The sequence below is a fragment of the Acidobacteriota bacterium genome (assembly GCA_009861545.1).
GTDB lineage: Bacteria > Acidobacteriota > Vicinamibacteria > Vicinamibacterales > UBA8438 > WTFV01.
On the sequence record VXME01000017.1, the window covers coordinates 48,101 to 62,958 of the forward strand.

11 protein-coding genes and 6 pseudogenes are annotated in these 14,858 nt (G+C 67.6%); 14 read left to right on the top strand and 3 right to left on the bottom strand.

The window, feature by feature from the left end:
• From F4X11_02660 to F4X11_02695, 8 genes and pseudogenes are all read left to right on the top strand, one after another.
• On the top strand, window positions 1-357 hold the full coding sequence (locus tag F4X11_02660) for a hypothetical protein (protein MYN63922.1): 357 nt from the start codon (window positions 1-3) through the stop codon (window positions 355-357).
• 109 nt (window positions 358-466) lie between these two features.
• Window positions 467-2,284, top strand: coding sequence for a PQQ-binding-like beta-propeller repeat protein (locus tag F4X11_02665; GenBank protein ID MYN63923.1), 1,818 nt, complete (start codon window positions 467-469; stop codon window positions 2,282-2,284).
• A gap of 89 nt (window positions 2,285-2,373) precedes the next feature.
• Window positions 2,374-3,483: a lipase family protein gene (locus F4X11_02670; protein MYN63924.1), complete on the top strand. Its 1,110-nt coding sequence runs from the start codon at window positions 2,374-2,376 to the stop codon at window positions 3,481-3,483.
• A gap of 468 nt (window positions 3,484-3,951) precedes the next feature.
• Window positions 3,952-4,293 (top strand): hypothetical protein, encoded by a 342-nt coding sequence (locus F4X11_02675; GenBank protein ID MYN63925.1) that lies wholly within the window; start codon window positions 3,952-3,954, stop codon window positions 4,291-4,293.
• 10 nt (window positions 4,294-4,303) lie between these two features.
• The gene (locus tag F4X11_02680; protein MYN63926.1) at window positions 4,304-5,734 is read left to right on the top strand and encodes a caspase family protein; all 1,431 of its coding nucleotides are present in this window, start codon (window positions 4,304-4,306) and stop codon (window positions 5,732-5,734) included.
• Window positions 5,735-6,223: 489 nt separating this feature from the next.
• Entirely contained in the window at window positions 6,224-7,252 is a 1,029-nt protein-coding gene (locus F4X11_02685; protein MYN63927.1) for a hypothetical protein, read from the top strand.
• A gap of 594 nt (window positions 7,253-7,846) precedes the next feature.
• Window positions 7,847-9,685 (top strand): response regulator, encoded by a 1,839-nt coding sequence (locus F4X11_02690; protein MYN63928.1) that lies wholly within the window; start codon window positions 7,847-7,849, stop codon window positions 9,683-9,685.
• A gap of 504 nt (window positions 9,686-10,189) precedes the next feature.
• Window positions 10,190-10,672 (top strand): annotated as a pseudogene (locus tag F4X11_02695) (hypothetical protein).
• Here the strand turns inward: F4X11_02695 and F4X11_02700 are convergent.
• On the bottom strand, window positions 10,606-10,818 hold the full coding sequence (locus F4X11_02700) for a hypothetical protein (GenBank protein MYN63929.1): 213 nt from the start codon (window positions 10,816-10,818) through the stop codon (window positions 10,606-10,608). The pseudogene F4X11_02695 and the gene F4X11_02700 sit on opposite strands and share 67 nt — an antisense overlap.
• A gap of 81 nt (window positions 10,819-10,899) precedes the next feature.
• Window positions 10,900-11,112, bottom strand: a complete 213-nt coding sequence (locus F4X11_02705) for a hypothetical protein (protein MYN63930.1) — start codon at window positions 11,110-11,112, stop codon at window positions 10,900-10,902.
• Here F4X11_02705 and F4X11_02710 point away from each other — a divergent pair.
• The 3 pseudogenes from F4X11_02710 to F4X11_02720 all read left to right on the top strand — a co-directional run bounded on the left by F4X11_02710 (window position 11,093) and on the right by F4X11_02720 (window position 12,646).
• A pseudogene (locus F4X11_02710) lies at window positions 11,093-11,620 on the top strand (hypothetical protein). The gene F4X11_02705 and the pseudogene F4X11_02710 overlap by 20 nt on opposite strands.
• Before the next feature lie 30 nt (window positions 11,621-11,650).
• Window positions 11,651-11,941, top strand: a pseudogene (locus tag F4X11_02715) (hypothetical protein).
• Window positions 11,942-12,241: 300 nt separating this feature from the next.
• Window positions 12,242-12,646: pseudogene (locus F4X11_02720) on the top strand (hypothetical protein).
• Here F4X11_02720 and F4X11_02725 read toward each other — a convergent pair.
• Window positions 12,634-12,837, bottom strand: coding sequence for a hypothetical protein (locus F4X11_02725; protein MYN63931.1), 204 nt, complete (start codon window positions 12,835-12,837; stop codon window positions 12,634-12,636). The pseudogene F4X11_02720 and the gene F4X11_02725 sit on opposite strands and share 13 nt — an antisense overlap.
• A gap of 97 nt (window positions 12,838-12,934) precedes the next feature.
• Here F4X11_02725 and F4X11_02730 point away from each other — a divergent pair.
• The 3 genes and pseudogenes from F4X11_02730 to F4X11_02740 form a co-directional block, all read left to right on the top strand.
• Window positions 12,935-13,318: pseudogene (locus F4X11_02730) on the top strand (Ig domain-containing protein,Calx-beta domain-containing protein).
• 279 nt (window positions 13,319-13,597) lie between these two features.
• A pseudogene (locus F4X11_02735) lies at window positions 13,598-13,990 on the top strand (hypothetical protein).
• A 237-nt stretch (window positions 13,991-14,227) separates the two neighbouring features.
• Window positions 14,228-14,858, top strand: a 631-nt coding sequence (locus F4X11_02740; protein MYN63932.1) for a hypothetical protein, incomplete at its 3' end; no start/stop codon positions are given.

Consider the following 14,858-nt stretch of genomic DNA (forward strand, 5'->3'; position numbering starts at 1 on the left):
ATCAAGGTGTCCCGCATCTACACCGGCGCGGACGGCCAGACGCATGTCGAGGAGCTCGACGTGCCGCTCACCTCGCAGCGCGGCGCCACCGAGCTGTCCGACCCGGTTCCGGTGACCAGCGTCCAGTTCCGGCGCACCTCGCCCGAGTACTTCATCGACTGGCACACGGCGCCTCGCCGCCAGTACGTGATCACGCTGGCGGGGGAGAGCGAGGTCGAGTTCGGCGACGGCACCAAGGTCCGGCTGTACCCCGGCCACATCCTGCTCGCCGAGGACACCACCGGCCAGGGGCACATCTCGCGGGCCATCGGCGACGAGGATCGGATCTCGATCTTCCTGCCGCTCGCCGAGCAGTAGACGTATCGGTTTCTGCGGGACTGCCAGCGGCAGCGGTGGGATAGCATGTCCCAGGCGCGCTGCGCATGAGGCTGTCGTGGGAGGAGCTACGGCGGATCACACGTGAACCATGACGAGGAGCCGAACGATGCAGATGCAGTTCCGCGGATCACGACACGCAATCGGAATCGCGCTCCTCGTGACGGCGCTCCTGTCGGCGCCCACCATGGTCAGTGCCCAGTCATCCGCCGAGTTCGTCCCGGTCACCGACGAGATGCTGCAGAACCCGGCGGACGGCGACTGGCTGTCGTGGCGCCGGACGCCGGACGGCTGGGGCTACAGTCCGCTGGACGAGATCGACCGGGACAACGTGCACCGGATCCGCATGGTCTGGACGCGGGGGCTCGCCGAGGGGCGCCAGGAAGGCACGCCGCTGGCCTACAACGGCGTGCTCTACATGCCGCAGTCGAACGACGTGATCGAGGCGATCGACGGGGCGACCGGCGACCTGATCTGGCAGCACCGGCGCGACCTGCCCGAAGACGTCTACGAGTACGTCGGCGGCAACGCGCGCAGCAACCGGAACATCTCCATCTACGACCGGTTCATCGTCAACACGAGCGACGACGACTACTTCTTCGGGCTCGACGCCACGACCGGCGAGATCGCCTGGGAGACGCAGATCTTCGACTACAAGGTGATTCCGGCCGGACACAGCTCGGGGCCGATCATCGCCGACGGCAGGGCCGTCTCCGGGCGAAGCTGCCGGCCGCGGGGCGGGCCGGAGTCGTGCGTGATCGTGGCCCACGACGCACGCACCGGCGAGGAGCTGTGGCGGCGGCGGACGGTGCCGGCCCCGGGCGAGCCGGGCGACGAGACGTGGGGCGGCGTGCCCTTCGAGGAGCGGATCCACGTCGGCACCTGGGTGGCCGGCAGCTACGACCCGGAGCTGCGGTTGTTCTACCAGGGCACGTCGGTCACCTCGCCGGCCCCCAAGTTCATGCTCGGCGGCGTCGACAACACGCACCTGTACCACAACTCGACGCTGGCGCTCGACATCGACACCGGCGAGATCCGTTGGTACTACCAGCACCTGAACGACCATTGGGACCTCGACCATCCCTTCGAGCGCATCCTCGTCGACACCGCGGTCGCGCCCGACCCGTCCGAGGTGAGCTGGATCAACCCGCGCCTGCGGCCGGGAGAGGTCCGGAAGGTGCTGACCGGCATCCCCGGCAAGACCGGCGTCGTCTACACGCTCGACCGCGAGACGGGCGAGTTCCTGTGGGCCACCCCCACCGTCACCCAGAACGTCATCAGCAGCATCGACGGCGCGACCGGGGAGGTGACGGAGAACGCCGAGGTGGTCTTCAACACGGTGGGTCAGGAGGTCTTCGCCTGCCCGACCTGGAACGGCGGCAAGGACTGGGAGGCCGGCGCCTACAGCCCGCTGACCAACACGATGTACATGCCGTTGCGCAACACCTGCGCGCGCATGCTCGCGACGCGGGTGTTCAACGACGATACCCCGACCCTGCCGACCGAGAACCGCTCGACCACCTATGCCATCGCCTACCGGCACCAGTTGGCGCCGGGCAACGAGAACGCGGGCACCGTGCGGGCGATCTCGGCGGAGACCGGCAGGACGGTCTGGCTCCACGAGCAGCGCGCGGGCACGCTGTCGCTCGTGACCACCGGGGGCGGCCTGGTCTTCGGCGGGGATGTCAACGGGCGGGTCCGGGCCTTCGACCAGGAGACCGGCGAGGTGCTGTGGGAGATCAACCTCGGCTCGCCCGTCAGCGGCTTTCCGATCAGCTACGCGGTCGACGGCAAGCAGTACATCGCGTTCGGCACGGGCAACGCGGGGACGTCGTCGCACTTCAACCGGTTGACCCCGGAGCTGCGTCCGAGCTCGGGCAACAACCTTTTCGTGTTTACGCTGCCTTGACCAAGCGCCGAGGACGCCGTCCCGACAAGGCGCCCTCGGCCGCCTTCGTCCGTTCCGCCCCGCCCGGACGATACTGAACGGAAGTCGTCATGATCCAGGACGCGGCAGACGATCTGCGGCGCATCCGGGACTACCCGCGGGCGCCGGTCAAACGCGCAGCCTACAGCGACCGCGCGGCGTGGCTCATGGCAATCATGGCGGAACTCGCCTACACAAGATTCGACCAGGAGGACGACAGCTCGATTCTGTCCCTCGCGCGAGAACTCGCCGAGCTCACGGACACGGAACAGATCGTCGAGCGACTGCGAGGGCTCGCGGCGCTGCTGGGTCCGGCTCGCGAAGGTGGAGCGACCAAGAACAACGCACTGCTCCGGCGTGCTCTCGCCGCGGGAGAATTCCGCCTCAAGGGGGTCCTGTTCGACGCCGCCACCGACACGCAGGGCTATGTCGCGGTGAGACGGCCCGACGACGGGCCCGGCATGGCCGTGCTGGCGTTCCGCGGGACGCAGCGGGTCAAGGACTGGATGATGAACCTGGACGCGGCCACGACGCAGGTGTGCAGCTCGGGCGGCAGGGTGCTGGGCAACGTGCACCGGGGGTTCAACGACGCGTTTCTCTCCGTTCGCGCGCAGATCGGCCCGCTGCTCGAGGGCGATGAAGACCTGCCGCTCTTCATCACCGGCCACTCGCTGGGCGGCGCTCTGGCCACGCTTGCGACCTGGTACCTCAACGGCGACAGCCTCGCGGCGTGCTACACGTTCGGCGCGCCGCGGGTTGGAGACACGGGTCTCATGGACCGGTTCCGGACGCCCGTCTACCGCCTGGTCAACGGCGTCGATCCCGTTCCGTTCGTGCCCCCGTCCCATAGAACCGTCTCTCTTGCGAAGCACGCGCTGCGGATCGTCGGTACGGTCATCAGCCCCGCGGAGAAACTGGCGGACGGCCTTGTCAAGTTCCAGGGATACCGTCACTACGGGTACCAGCGCTATCTCAACGTCTGCCCCGCGGGCCCGACCGGTGACTTCCCGAACCTTCGCGTGGAGTTCGCGGTATCGCCGCTCGTGCGGATCGGACGCGTGATCGGACGGGTACTGCGCCGGGAGTTCAACCGCGGCCTGCGTTGCGACAAGTACCACGACATGGGACTCTACCGCGCGAAGCTGCGCGCCTTCGCGCAGAAGCGGCAACAGGATCTCTAGTGCTGCGCCACGACTAGATTTTCGGATGCGCGGTGCCGTTATCGTCAACGATTCCGGGCTGTAAACCCATGTCCGTGTCCGAAGATTAGGGCGTGACGGACCACTAGCAGGGTTGCCGGCGGTGAAGGTCGCCGTCGAAGACGGCATGCCGGACGTCACCGCGGCCCCCGCTGCTACCTCCCTTCCCGTTTCCTTCACTCCCGGCCTGACTCCACTTGTCTCCCAAATGGGATATGACAGACCCTCCGTGCTGGGGTACGCAGGGTGCCGACGACCGGTCTCTCCCCGGCGCCCCCGGGGCGCAATGCGATTCGGGCTGGCTGGAGCACAAGCGCGATGTCGCCCGCGCCACTCGCCTGCCTCCCAAATGGGAGATGACAGACCTTGCCATGCCGGAGTATGTAAGGGGCATTGCGGTCTACGCTTCAACGGCTCCGTCACTGACGTTGCCATGTGCTGGAGGTTGCCTTGGCCAGTCCGTACCTGATCCAGGTCGCCAGCGAGTCGATGGCGGATGCGGACGTCCTCGCGAGTGACCTGCGCGAGACGCTCCTGGACTCGGACCACACCGTGTCGGTCGAGAGGCGAAGTGGGAACAAGGGGCATCTGGACGGCGGCGCCATTCTCGCCATCGTTCTGGGCAGCAGCGCGACGCTGGCTATTGCGAGGGGCATCCAGGCGTTCCTGAGTCGGAATCCCAGGGCCTCATTGCGGTTCACCAGACCCGACGGCACGGTCGTGGAGGTCGACAACCTGGCCGGCCGGCACGTCGCGCGCCTGGCGGAGACGCTGTTCGGAGAACGTTCATGAGGAGGCCGGTGTGAGCGAGCAAGGCGAATTCGACCCGCAGCGGGCGCTGGCGGTGGTCATGGGCAACAGCCGGTGGGAGGCCAGCGACTACGAAGACAACGCTGCGTGCAGGCACTCCGCCGAGGCGATGCAGGAGTACCTCCTGGACCCGAACGGGCTGGGTATCGACGGGGACAACGTCCTGGCGGTCATCGACGACCAGTCGGCGTACCCCCAACAGATTCTGGAGCGGGTCCACGGCTTTCTGAGCCAGAGGAAGGACGCGTTGCAGGAAGAGCAGCGGCCGGTGCGGGACCTGCTGTTCTACTACGTCGGCCACGGCTCGTTCTCGGAGTCGAAGGACTACTATCTGCCGATCTGCAAGACACGCGGACCGGACTTCGAGGGGACGAGCATCCGCATCGAGGCGCTGGCGAAGACCATCAAGGCGGCGGTTCGGAACCTGCGCGGTCACCTGATCTTCGATGCCTGTTTCTCCGCCGCGACGTTCAAGATATTCCTGTCGTCGGGGCCGGCCGACGTGGCCGTCCAGAAGACGCGGCATGCGTTTCCGACCAGCGGGATCGCACTGCTGTGCTCGGCCGGCAACAGCGACCCGGCGCTGGCGCCCGAGGGGCTGCGAGACACCGTGTTCACGGGCGAGCTGCTGCGGATTCTGAGAGAAGGAGACCAGGCCGCGCCGGAGAGGCTGTCGTTCGGTGACCTGGCCGAGCTGATCAGCGAGCGGCTCAAGAAGCGTTTCACCGACGTCATCCGCCCGCACGTCTCGTCGCCGAGACAGAAGGACGGCCAAGTGCACGTGATCCCGCTCTTCCCGAACGTGCTGGCCGGGGCTGCGCGTCCCCCCGCCCCGACCACCGAACCGGACGGGACCGACGAGGATCGAGGGTCGTCGCCGGGCCCGAAGACCCGCAAGAAACGACCGCCGGTTGAGCAACAGGAGCCCGTGCGCATCCGGGTCCCGCCGTACATACTGACGGACGGCGAGTGGGGCAAGGTCCCGAGAGAGGTCCAGACACTGCTGCTCAGTTGGGAGGAGGAGACCTACATCGGGTACGGTGCGATGGCGCTCAGCGTGGTCTGTCTGGCGATGGCCGGCGCGGCGCTCTGGTTCGATCCCGCGGCGGAGGACGCTTGGAGCCCCGAATGGATCATCGGGACAGTCGTCGGAATGTCCGGGGGCGCCGCCGTTCTGTTGTTCTCCGCCTCGGTCCTCCTGTTCGCGTTCAGGCGCTGGCGGCCGAAGCTGCCCATGCTCGCACCCAAGTCGTCGCCGCCCCAGGAATGGGAAGAGTACGAGATCATGGAAGGGCTGCGCGCGAGGGACGCCGTCTACCTGCTGGGAAGCTCCTCCATCGGTCGCCGTGCGCTCACGGCGACCCTCTTGATGACGTTCGCGGCGCTCGTCATCTGGGTCGCGAAGAACTTGTGGCAGCAGTAGTCGGGGGGCTGCGTGCACCGGCGCGTGGCGGGATGCCCTGCGTACGGCCTCTTCGGTCGGCGTCGGCGCCCGCACTGTCGTCAGTAGCGCTGCTCGGAACATAGCCCGCGCGGCTGCTCGTCCGGTTGACGAAGCTCGACCTGCTCACCATCGACGATTGGATGCTCGCGCCACTGCGCGACCAGTCATTACCGCGATGTTCGACGATACTCTTGCCCACCCGCGCCACGCCATGCCTGTAAATGGGAGATGGCGGCCTTCCCGGCGCGTGTGTAGGATGCGACTGCGTCTTCCTCACGCTCGGCATTCCGGGCTTGGGGCCCCGGAGGGGGCCGGACGGCGCCCAGCAGTCGCGTGGGAGGACGTGTCGTGAACCCGCTCGATGCCTTCGACCGTATCCTTGCGTCGCTGCATCAGGCCGCGCTCGACGATGCCCACTGGCCCGCCACGGCCGCCCTGATCGACGAGGCCTGAGGCACCGCGGGCAACGTGCTTATAGTCGGCGAAGGGACGGGCGACGACGCGCGCGTCCACTTCGTCCGGTATCTGTACCGTGGCGAGCCTCGACCGGATCTGGCGCGCGAGTACTACGATGTCTACTACCCGCACGACGAAGCGCCGGCCCGCATCCGGAAGCTGCCCGCCGGCCAAGTCGTTCATACCCCCGCCCTGTACACCGAAGAGGAGTTGAGGACGTCGGCGGCGTACAACGAGGCATGGCTCCACTGCCGCTGCCAGAACGGCTTGTGCATTCCCCTCGGCGGGCCGGACGGCCTGCGGATCATCTGGGGCTTCGCCGACCCGATCGCGACCGGTGACTGGCAGTCCGATCGACTCGAGTTGGTCGAGTTTTTGCTGCCGCATGTCCGCCAGTTCGTCCTGGTCCGCCAGGCGCTGGCCGGCGCCGCTGCGCTGGGCGCCGGTACGGCCGGCCTGATCGAGAACAGCCGGATCGGCGTCCTGCACCTGGACCGCGGCGGGCGCGTGCTGGCGGCGAACGACCCCGCGCGGGACATCCTGCGCCGCGGCGAGGGGTTGTCCGACCGCGACGGCGCCCTGCGCGCCTCGCTGCCGGCGGATGATGGCCGCCTGCAGCGGCTGCTGAAGCGTGCGCTGCCGGTCTTCGGAAGCGCGACGCCGCCGGCCGGCGGTTCGATACGGATCCAGCGCCCCGTGCTCCGGTCGCGGCTGGAGCTTCATGTACACCCCATGGAGCCCGCACAGGCGGACTTCGGTGGCCGCCGGGCGGCGGCGCTGGTGCTGGTGGTCGACCCGGCGATCCGTCCGCGTATCGACCCGGGTCGGGTGTCGGCGCTGCTCGGCCTGACGCCGCAGGAGGGTCGGGTGTCGGCGCTGTTGGCCGAGGGCCGGCCGGTGCGCGAGATCGCCGCGACGACAGGCTACAAGGAAAGCTACGTCCGCTGGCTGCTGAAGCAGGTCTACAAGCAGCAGGGCCTGTCCGGGCAAATCGCCCTGGTGCAGCGGGTCCTGGCCTTGTACGCCTTTCCGCTGCGCTGAGACGGCGCCGACGACCGGCTTGTCGCCTGTCCGTCGAGCGGCTTCAAATCGCCCTGGCGCAGCGGGTCCTGGCCGCGTGGGCGCTGCCGCGCCGCCGACGGCCGCCGGCAGCGAGCCGGGCTCCTCCTATCCCGCTTCTTCCTTCATCCCCAGCCGTTCAAGGGCGGCGCCAGGCGGCGCCTGCACTTTCTTGCCCTATCCGCGCCACGTTATACCCCTAACATGGGGTAAGACGGGCTTTACCGGCATCGACCCCCGTGGGTCGGCGATTGCTCGGGGCCCGACGCTGTCGGAAGGGCCGCGCAAACCCTTTCTTGCTCCTATCCGGGCCCGTCTATCTCCTCCAAATGAGAGATGACACGAAAGTGCTTTCATTTGTATGAATTGCGCGTGGACGGAGACCAGCGAGGCCCGACTCTCTGACGGTGACCGCGGGGTCGAGGGGCCGGCCTTGCTCCGGTTTCAGATTTCGCTGGGTACCAGCCGATCCCGGCGCCGAGTGCGCCACGCTAGTTCTTGCCAGGAGGCCGGCCGGTGAATTCACGCGTTCTGGTCGTGGACGATCAAGAACAAATCCACGACGACTTCCGGGAGATGCTGCTGCCGCGCCGCACGACGGCGGCGTCGGACGACCTGGTGGCGGCCTTCATGGATCCGCCGAACCGTTCGTCCGGGCTCCGGTTCCCGCCGTTCGATCTGCGGCACGCGCGGAGCGGTCAGGAAGGCTATGCCGCCGTCACGCAGGCGCACGAGCGGAACGAGCCCATCGCCGTCGCCTTCGTCGACGTGCGCATGCCGCCGGGCATCGACGGCGTCGAGGCGGTGCGCCGCATGCGGGCTGTAGACCGCAACCTCGAGGTCGTCATCATGACCGCGTACTCCGACAAGCCGCTCTCCGCCATCATCGGCGACGTCGACCTGCTGCACAAGCTGCTGTACATCCGCAAGCCCTTCGCCCGCGAAGAGGTCCAGCAGATCAGCCTGTCGCTGGTGAAGAAGTGGAACCTGGAGCGGGACCTCGCCGAGGGGCGCCGGCAACTGACGGATTCTCACCGCCGCCTGGAGGCCGTGCTCGACGCCACCGGCGACGCCATCGCGATGTATGACGGGACGGAACGGCTGGTTTTCGCCAACCGTTGGTACGAGGCGCTGTTCGACCGGACCCCCGACGAGTTGCGCGAGCTGTCGCTGAGCGCTGCGGCCGGGCGGTTCCGGGAGTGCTCGCCGGAGTTCCAAGTACCGAATCGGATAGCGACGGTCGGTCCGACCGCGCGCTCGCGCGTGGTCGAGCCGCACCCGCGCCGCACCGCGGCGCAGGGGTCGGCGCTGTTCTACCAGTTCACGCAACCGGTGTCCGACAGCAGTGGCGAGCGCATAGGCCACCTGGTTGTCTACCGGGACGTGTCGCGCGAGATCGAGATCGAGCGGATGAAGGCGGAAGTTGGCCGGCTGCGCTCCGAGCTCGAGGCCACCTACGCTTTCAGCGGAATCATCGGGTCGAGTCCGGGGATGTGCAAGGTGGGCGACCTGATGCGGCGCGTCGTCGACAGCGATGTCGGCGTGCTGGTGACGGGCGAGAGCGGCACGGGCAAGGAGCTCGTCGCCAGGGCCCTGCACTTCAACGGGCCGCGCAGGAAGGGTCCGTTCGTCGCGATCAATTGCGCCTCGGTGCCCGAGACGCTGATGGAGACCGAGATGTTCGGGCACGAGCGGGGCGCGTTCTCCGGCGCGACGGCGCGGCGCGCCGGGTGCTTCGAGCAGGCCGACGGCGGCACGCTGCTGCTCGACGAGATCGGCGACATGCCCGTCGTCCTGCAGGCCAAGTTGCTGCGGGTGCTGCAGGAGCGCGAGATCCGCCGGGTCGGTGGGACCGCCGCCATCCCGATCGACGTCCGCGTGGTCGCGTCGACGCACCGCGATCTGGAAGCCGCGATGCGCGAGGGCGCGTTTCGGGAGGACCTGTACTATCGGCTCGCGGTGTTTCCTGTCGACGTCCCGCCGTTGCGGACGCGCCAGGAGGACATCCCGCTGCTGGCCGAGCACTTCCGCAAAAAGCACGCCGACCGGCTGGACTTAGCCGTACGGACCATTTCCCCCGCCGCGATCGCCCTGCTGGTGCGGTACGAATGGCCCGGCAACGTGCGCGAACTGGAGAACGTCATCTGCCGCAGTCTCGTGCTGGAGACTTCCGACGTGCTCCAGGCGGCCACGCTTCCCTCCGAAGTGCTCCCACCCCCTCCTTCCTCTCCCGGCGCGCCGGGAGGGCCGCCCGCGACCTCGGGAACGCTGGCGGACCTGGAGCGGTGGGCGATAGTCGACGCCGTCGACAAGTCGGGGCACAACTTGACCCGCGCCGCCAGCGCCCTGGGCATCGACCGAACCACCCTGCACCGAAAGCTGAAGAAACACGGCGTCCGCAACGATCGGGCCTGACAGCCCGCGCGCACCGGATCGCGGCCATCTGCATCGCACACGGGACGGAGGTCCTGCTCACCCGGGACCGTGATTTCTCACTGTTCCCGGAACTCCGCACCCGAGACCCGCTTCCTTCCTCGTAGCGGTCGGGACGGCCCGATCCTCTCTACCCGTGGGCGCGTTCCACTCGGCGGCCCGAAGGCGGCCGAGCCTCGCTACCGGGCGCATCGGGTGATGCAGGTCGCGGCGCTCCGCTGCAAAACACGACAGTCGGCCCCAGTCGGGGCGCAACTTCCCTTTCTGGAATGAGTTGAGACGCATCCGGTGCGCTGTCGCGCACGCCTTCCGTCGCAGGTTGCAGCAGGTGCGACGGGTGCCGTGTTGACTGTCCTGGCGTGGTGTAAGTCTCTGAAAAACAGTCAGTTACAGCGCATCGGCAGGAAATGGATCGGTTCTTGCCTTGAACGAGGCCCGTTACCTCCGCGACGGGTAGCCGCAACGTGCCCTCGCAGAGAGGTCCTGATGGAGCCGACATTGTTGCAACTGACTGTTCTCGACCTGAGTGCTCACCCGGCTGACCTATCGGATGCATCTCGCGCAGGCATTCGCCGGAGGTTCCGCCCGGGAGCGCGACGTCCCCGACGTCGAACGGATGTCCGGCAAGCGTCCGGCGACCCCGTCGCGAATGGACGGCCCGGCATCTGGCGCGCTCGCGCGGCCGTGACTGTCCTGGCCGTCGCCGCCGTCTCATTCTGGTCGGTGGATACGCGCGCGCAGACCAACGTGGCGCCGGAGATCTCCGTTCCCGGGTCGAAGGCGTACGAGCAGGGGGAGACGATCACGCCGTTCGGGGTCACGGTTTCGGACGCGGACGGGGACCCGGTGACGGTGACTGTGACGGGCCTGCCCTCGGGATTGTCGTATTCGAACGGTCAGGTTCAGGGGACGGTGTCCGAGGGCGCGTCGGCGCAGTCGTACACGGTGACGGTCCGTGCGGACGATGGTGTGAACTCTGCGGTCGAGTCGACGTTCACGATCGCGGTGACGGCGGCGTCCACGGTAGTCGATCCGCCGAACACGGCGCCGGTGATCACGTCGCCAGGCGACAAGACGTACGAGCAGGGGGAGACGATCACGCCGTTCGGGGTCACGGTTTCGGACGCGGACGGGGACCCGGTGACGGTGACTGTGACGGGCCTGCCCTCGGGATTGTCGTATTCGAACGGTCAGGTTCAGGGGACGGTGTCCGAGGGCGCGTCGGCGCAGTCGTACACGGTGACGGTCCGTGCGGACGATGGTGTGAACTCTGCGGTCGAGTCGACGTTCACGATCGCGGTGACGGCGGCGTCCACGGTAGTCGATCCGCCGAACACCCCGCCGGTGATCACGTCGCCCGGCGACAAGACGTACGAGCAGGGCGAGACCATCACGCCGTTCGGGGTCACGGTTTCGGACGCGGATGGGGACCCGGTGACGGTAACGGTGACGGGCCTTCCGTCGGGGTTGTCGTATTCGAACGGTCAGGTGCAGGGGACGGTGTCCGACAACGCCTTGCCCGAAGACTACCCCGTGACGATTCTGGCGGATGACGGAGGCGATACGGCCGCGAGCAAGACGTTCACGATCGAGGTGACGGCGCTCCGTAGCGCGAGCAGCACAGGGTTGGACTATTCGTTCCGAGGCGCCCAAAGCGTCGAAGAAGGCCGGTCAGTGGACCTCACCATCACCCAGTTGGGAACGGGAAGCCATACGTTCAGGTACTGGACCGGGGTAGCCACAGACGGCCCCCAGACTCGCGCGGCTACGCCAGCCTCTGACTATGCGTCGGTGTCTGGAACCGACCTCTTCGGGGGCAGGACCATCACCTTCACCGGGGACGGTGACGACAGGATCATCCAACTGACCACGTACGAAGACAGCCGTGTGGAGCATGACGAAGCCTTCCTGTTGCGCTGGCAGGTTAAGTCCGGCGACGAACAACGGATGGCAGGGTTCCAAACCATCACGATCTTGAACGACGACCAGGCAACGATCACGGTGTCCGAGTCACAGAGCACAGAGGGCGAGGACATGGATTTCACGGTGACCCTCAACAGACAGTTGCCCGGCGAGGTCACCTTGACGCCGAGCTACAGGAACGGGACGGCCGCTGCGGGCGACTACACCGCGAACACCAGCAAGCTCACGTTCGCGGGCACAGCGGGCGAGCAAAAGACCTTCACGGTTGGCACGGCGCAGGATTCGGTCCTGGAAGAGGACGAGACCTTCGCGTTGGGATTCACCGTGCCGTCCTCGACACCGCCCTTGAACTATACCGGCACAGGGAGCGCGATCGCGGTCGTGTCGGGGACCGGCACGATCCGCGACGGCTCGCCGCAGGTGACGATCGCCAACGCATATGCAGAAGAGGGTGACCCGATCACCTTCACGGTGACGCTGGACAAGGCGGTGTCGGGGGGTCTGACGGTGACGCCGAGCTTCACCGACGGTACGGCGACGAAGGACGTGGACTATACGGAGAACACGGCGGCGCTCAGCTTCACCGGTACGGCGGGCGAGACGCAGACCTTCACGGTGGCCACGATCGAGGACACCGACGCGGAGCGCAGCGAGAGCTTCATCGTTAGCCTCGCAGTTTCGGGTACGCAGGCGGCGGTGGGGGCGACCGACACGGCAAACGGGACCATCACGAACGACGACGGGGATTTCGCAGCCGTGACGATCGAGGACGCGAGCGCAGAAGAGGGCGACTCGATGACCTTCACGGTGACGCTGGACAAGGCGGTGTCGGGCGGCCTGACGGTGACGCCGAGCCTCAGCAGCGGCTCGACCCCGGGTTTTGCCACCATGGGTACGGACTACACCGGGAACACCGCGCCGCTCAGCTTCGCCGGCACGGCGGGCGAGACGCAGACGTTCACGTTGGCGACGACCGAGGACACCGACGTCGAAGACTCAGAGATCTTCTACGTCAACCTGAGAGTCTCGGGGACAAACGTGCCAGTGAATAGTCTCGATTCCGCGACGGGCACGATCCTGGACGACGACAGCCCGGCATTGACGATCGACGACGCGTCGGCCGTCGAAGGCAACTCGATGACCTTCACGGTGACGTTGAACAAGGCGCTCTCGAGGGCGGTGACGGCGTATGTGGACGACACCGCCGTCACGGCGACGAGCCACGTCTTCCCCAGAGCCGACTACTCTTCCCCAAGCACCGATCGGCTCACATTCGTCGGCACAGCAGGCGAGACGCACACCTTCACGGTGTCGACCGTAGACGACGACGAGAGCGAGGCGGCCGAGACGTTCACCGTGAGCCTGAGAGTCTCCGAGGGGACACCCGTGAGGGTAACCGACACGGCGACGGGCACGATCCTGGACAACGACAGGCCGGCCCTGACGATCGCCGACGCCTCAGCCGCCGAAGGCGATTCGATGACGTTCACGGTGACGCTGGACAAGGCGGTGTCGGGGGGACTGACGGTGACGCCGAGCTTCACCGACGTGACGGCGACGAAGGGCACGGACTACACCGAGAACACGGCCGCCATCAGCTTCGCCGGTACGGCGGGCGAGACGAAGACCTTCACCGCGGCGACGACCGAGGACACCGACGAGGAGGACGACGAGACCTTCACCGTCGCCCTCGTCGTCTCCGGAGCCTCCGAGACGGTCACTGCGACCGACACCGCGACGGGTACGATTCTCGACGACGACCGGCCCGTCGCGGCGTTGACGGTTGCCGACGCCTCGGCCGAAGAGGGCGGCTCGATGACGTTCACGGTCACGCTGGACGCGGCGGTTTCCGGGGGGCTGACGGTGACCCCGAGCTTCACGGACGGCACGGCCACCAAGGGCACCGACTACACCGCGAACACGGCGGCGCTCACCTTCACCGGCACGCAGGGCGAGACGCAATCCTTCACGGTGGCGACGACCGAGGACGCCGACGCCGAGCTCGACGAGACGTTCACGGTTGGCTTGACCGTCTCGGGGACATCGAACACGGTGAGGGCGACAGACACGGCGACGGGCACGATCACGAACGACGACGGCGCGCTGCCGTTCGTGACGGTGGCCGACGCGTCGGTCGACGAGGGTGGATCGATGACCTTCAGGGTGACGCTGGACGCGGCGGTGTCGGGGGGGCTGACGGTGACGCCGAGCTTCACGGACGTGACGGCGACGAAGGGCACGGACTACACGGAGAACACGACGGCGCTCAACTTCACGGGGACGGCGGGCGAGACGCAGACCTTCACGGTGGCGACGACCGAGGACGCCGACGCGGAGCCTGACGAGACGTTTACGGTCGGCCTGACCGTCTCGGGGACATCGGAGACGGTGACGGCGACCGACACGGCGACGGGGACGATCACGAACGACGACGGCGCGCTGGCGAACGTGACGATTGGCGACGCGTCGGCCGCCGAGGGCGATTCGCTGACGTTCACGGTGACGCTGGACGCGGCGGTGTCGGGGGGGCTCACGGTGACGCCGAGCTTCACGGACGTGACGGCCACGAAGGGCACGGATTACACGGAGAACACGGCGGCGCTGACCTTCGCCGGGACGGCGGGCGAGACGCAGACCTTCACTGTGGCGACCACCGAGGACGCCGTCGCCGAGCTTGACGAGGTGTTCACGGTCGGCCTGGCCCTCTCGGGGACGCAGGCGCTGGTGTCGGCGACGGACAGGGCGACGGGGACGATCACGAACGACGACGGTGCGCTGCCGGCGGTGACGATTGAAGACGTCAGCGCGGCGGAAGGCGATTCGCTGACGTTCACGGTGGCGCTGGACAAGGCGGTGTCGGGGGGTCTGACCGTGACGCCGGGCTTCACGGACGTGACGGCCACGGCGGGTACCGACTACACGGAGAACAGGTCGGGGCTCAGCTTCACGGGCACGGCGAACGAGACGCAGACGTTCACGGTGGCGACGACGGAGGACTCCGACGCGGAGCCGGACGAGACGTTCACGGTGAATCTGGCCGTCTCCGGGAATTCGGCGCCGGTGACGGCGACGGATACGGCGACGGGGACGATCACGAACGACGACGGCGCGCTGCCGGCGGTGGCGATTGCCGACGGGTCGGCAGCCGAGGGCGACTCGATGACCTTCACGGTGACGCTGGACGCGGCGGTTTCTGGCGGGTTGACGGTGACGCCGAGCTTCACGGACGTGA

Coding starts and splice junctions, on each gene's coding strand:
- F4X11_02665 (MYN63923.1), top strand. CDS start 467: ATGACGAGGAGCCGAACGATGCAGATGCAGTTCCGCGGATCACGACAC.
- F4X11_02670 (MYN63924.1), top strand. CDS start 2,374: ATGATCCAGGACGCGGCAGACGATCTGCGGCGCATCCGGGACTACCCG.
- F4X11_02690 (MYN63928.1), top strand. CDS start 7,847: ATGCTGCTGCCGCGCCGCACGACGGCGGCGTCGGACGACCTGGTGGCG.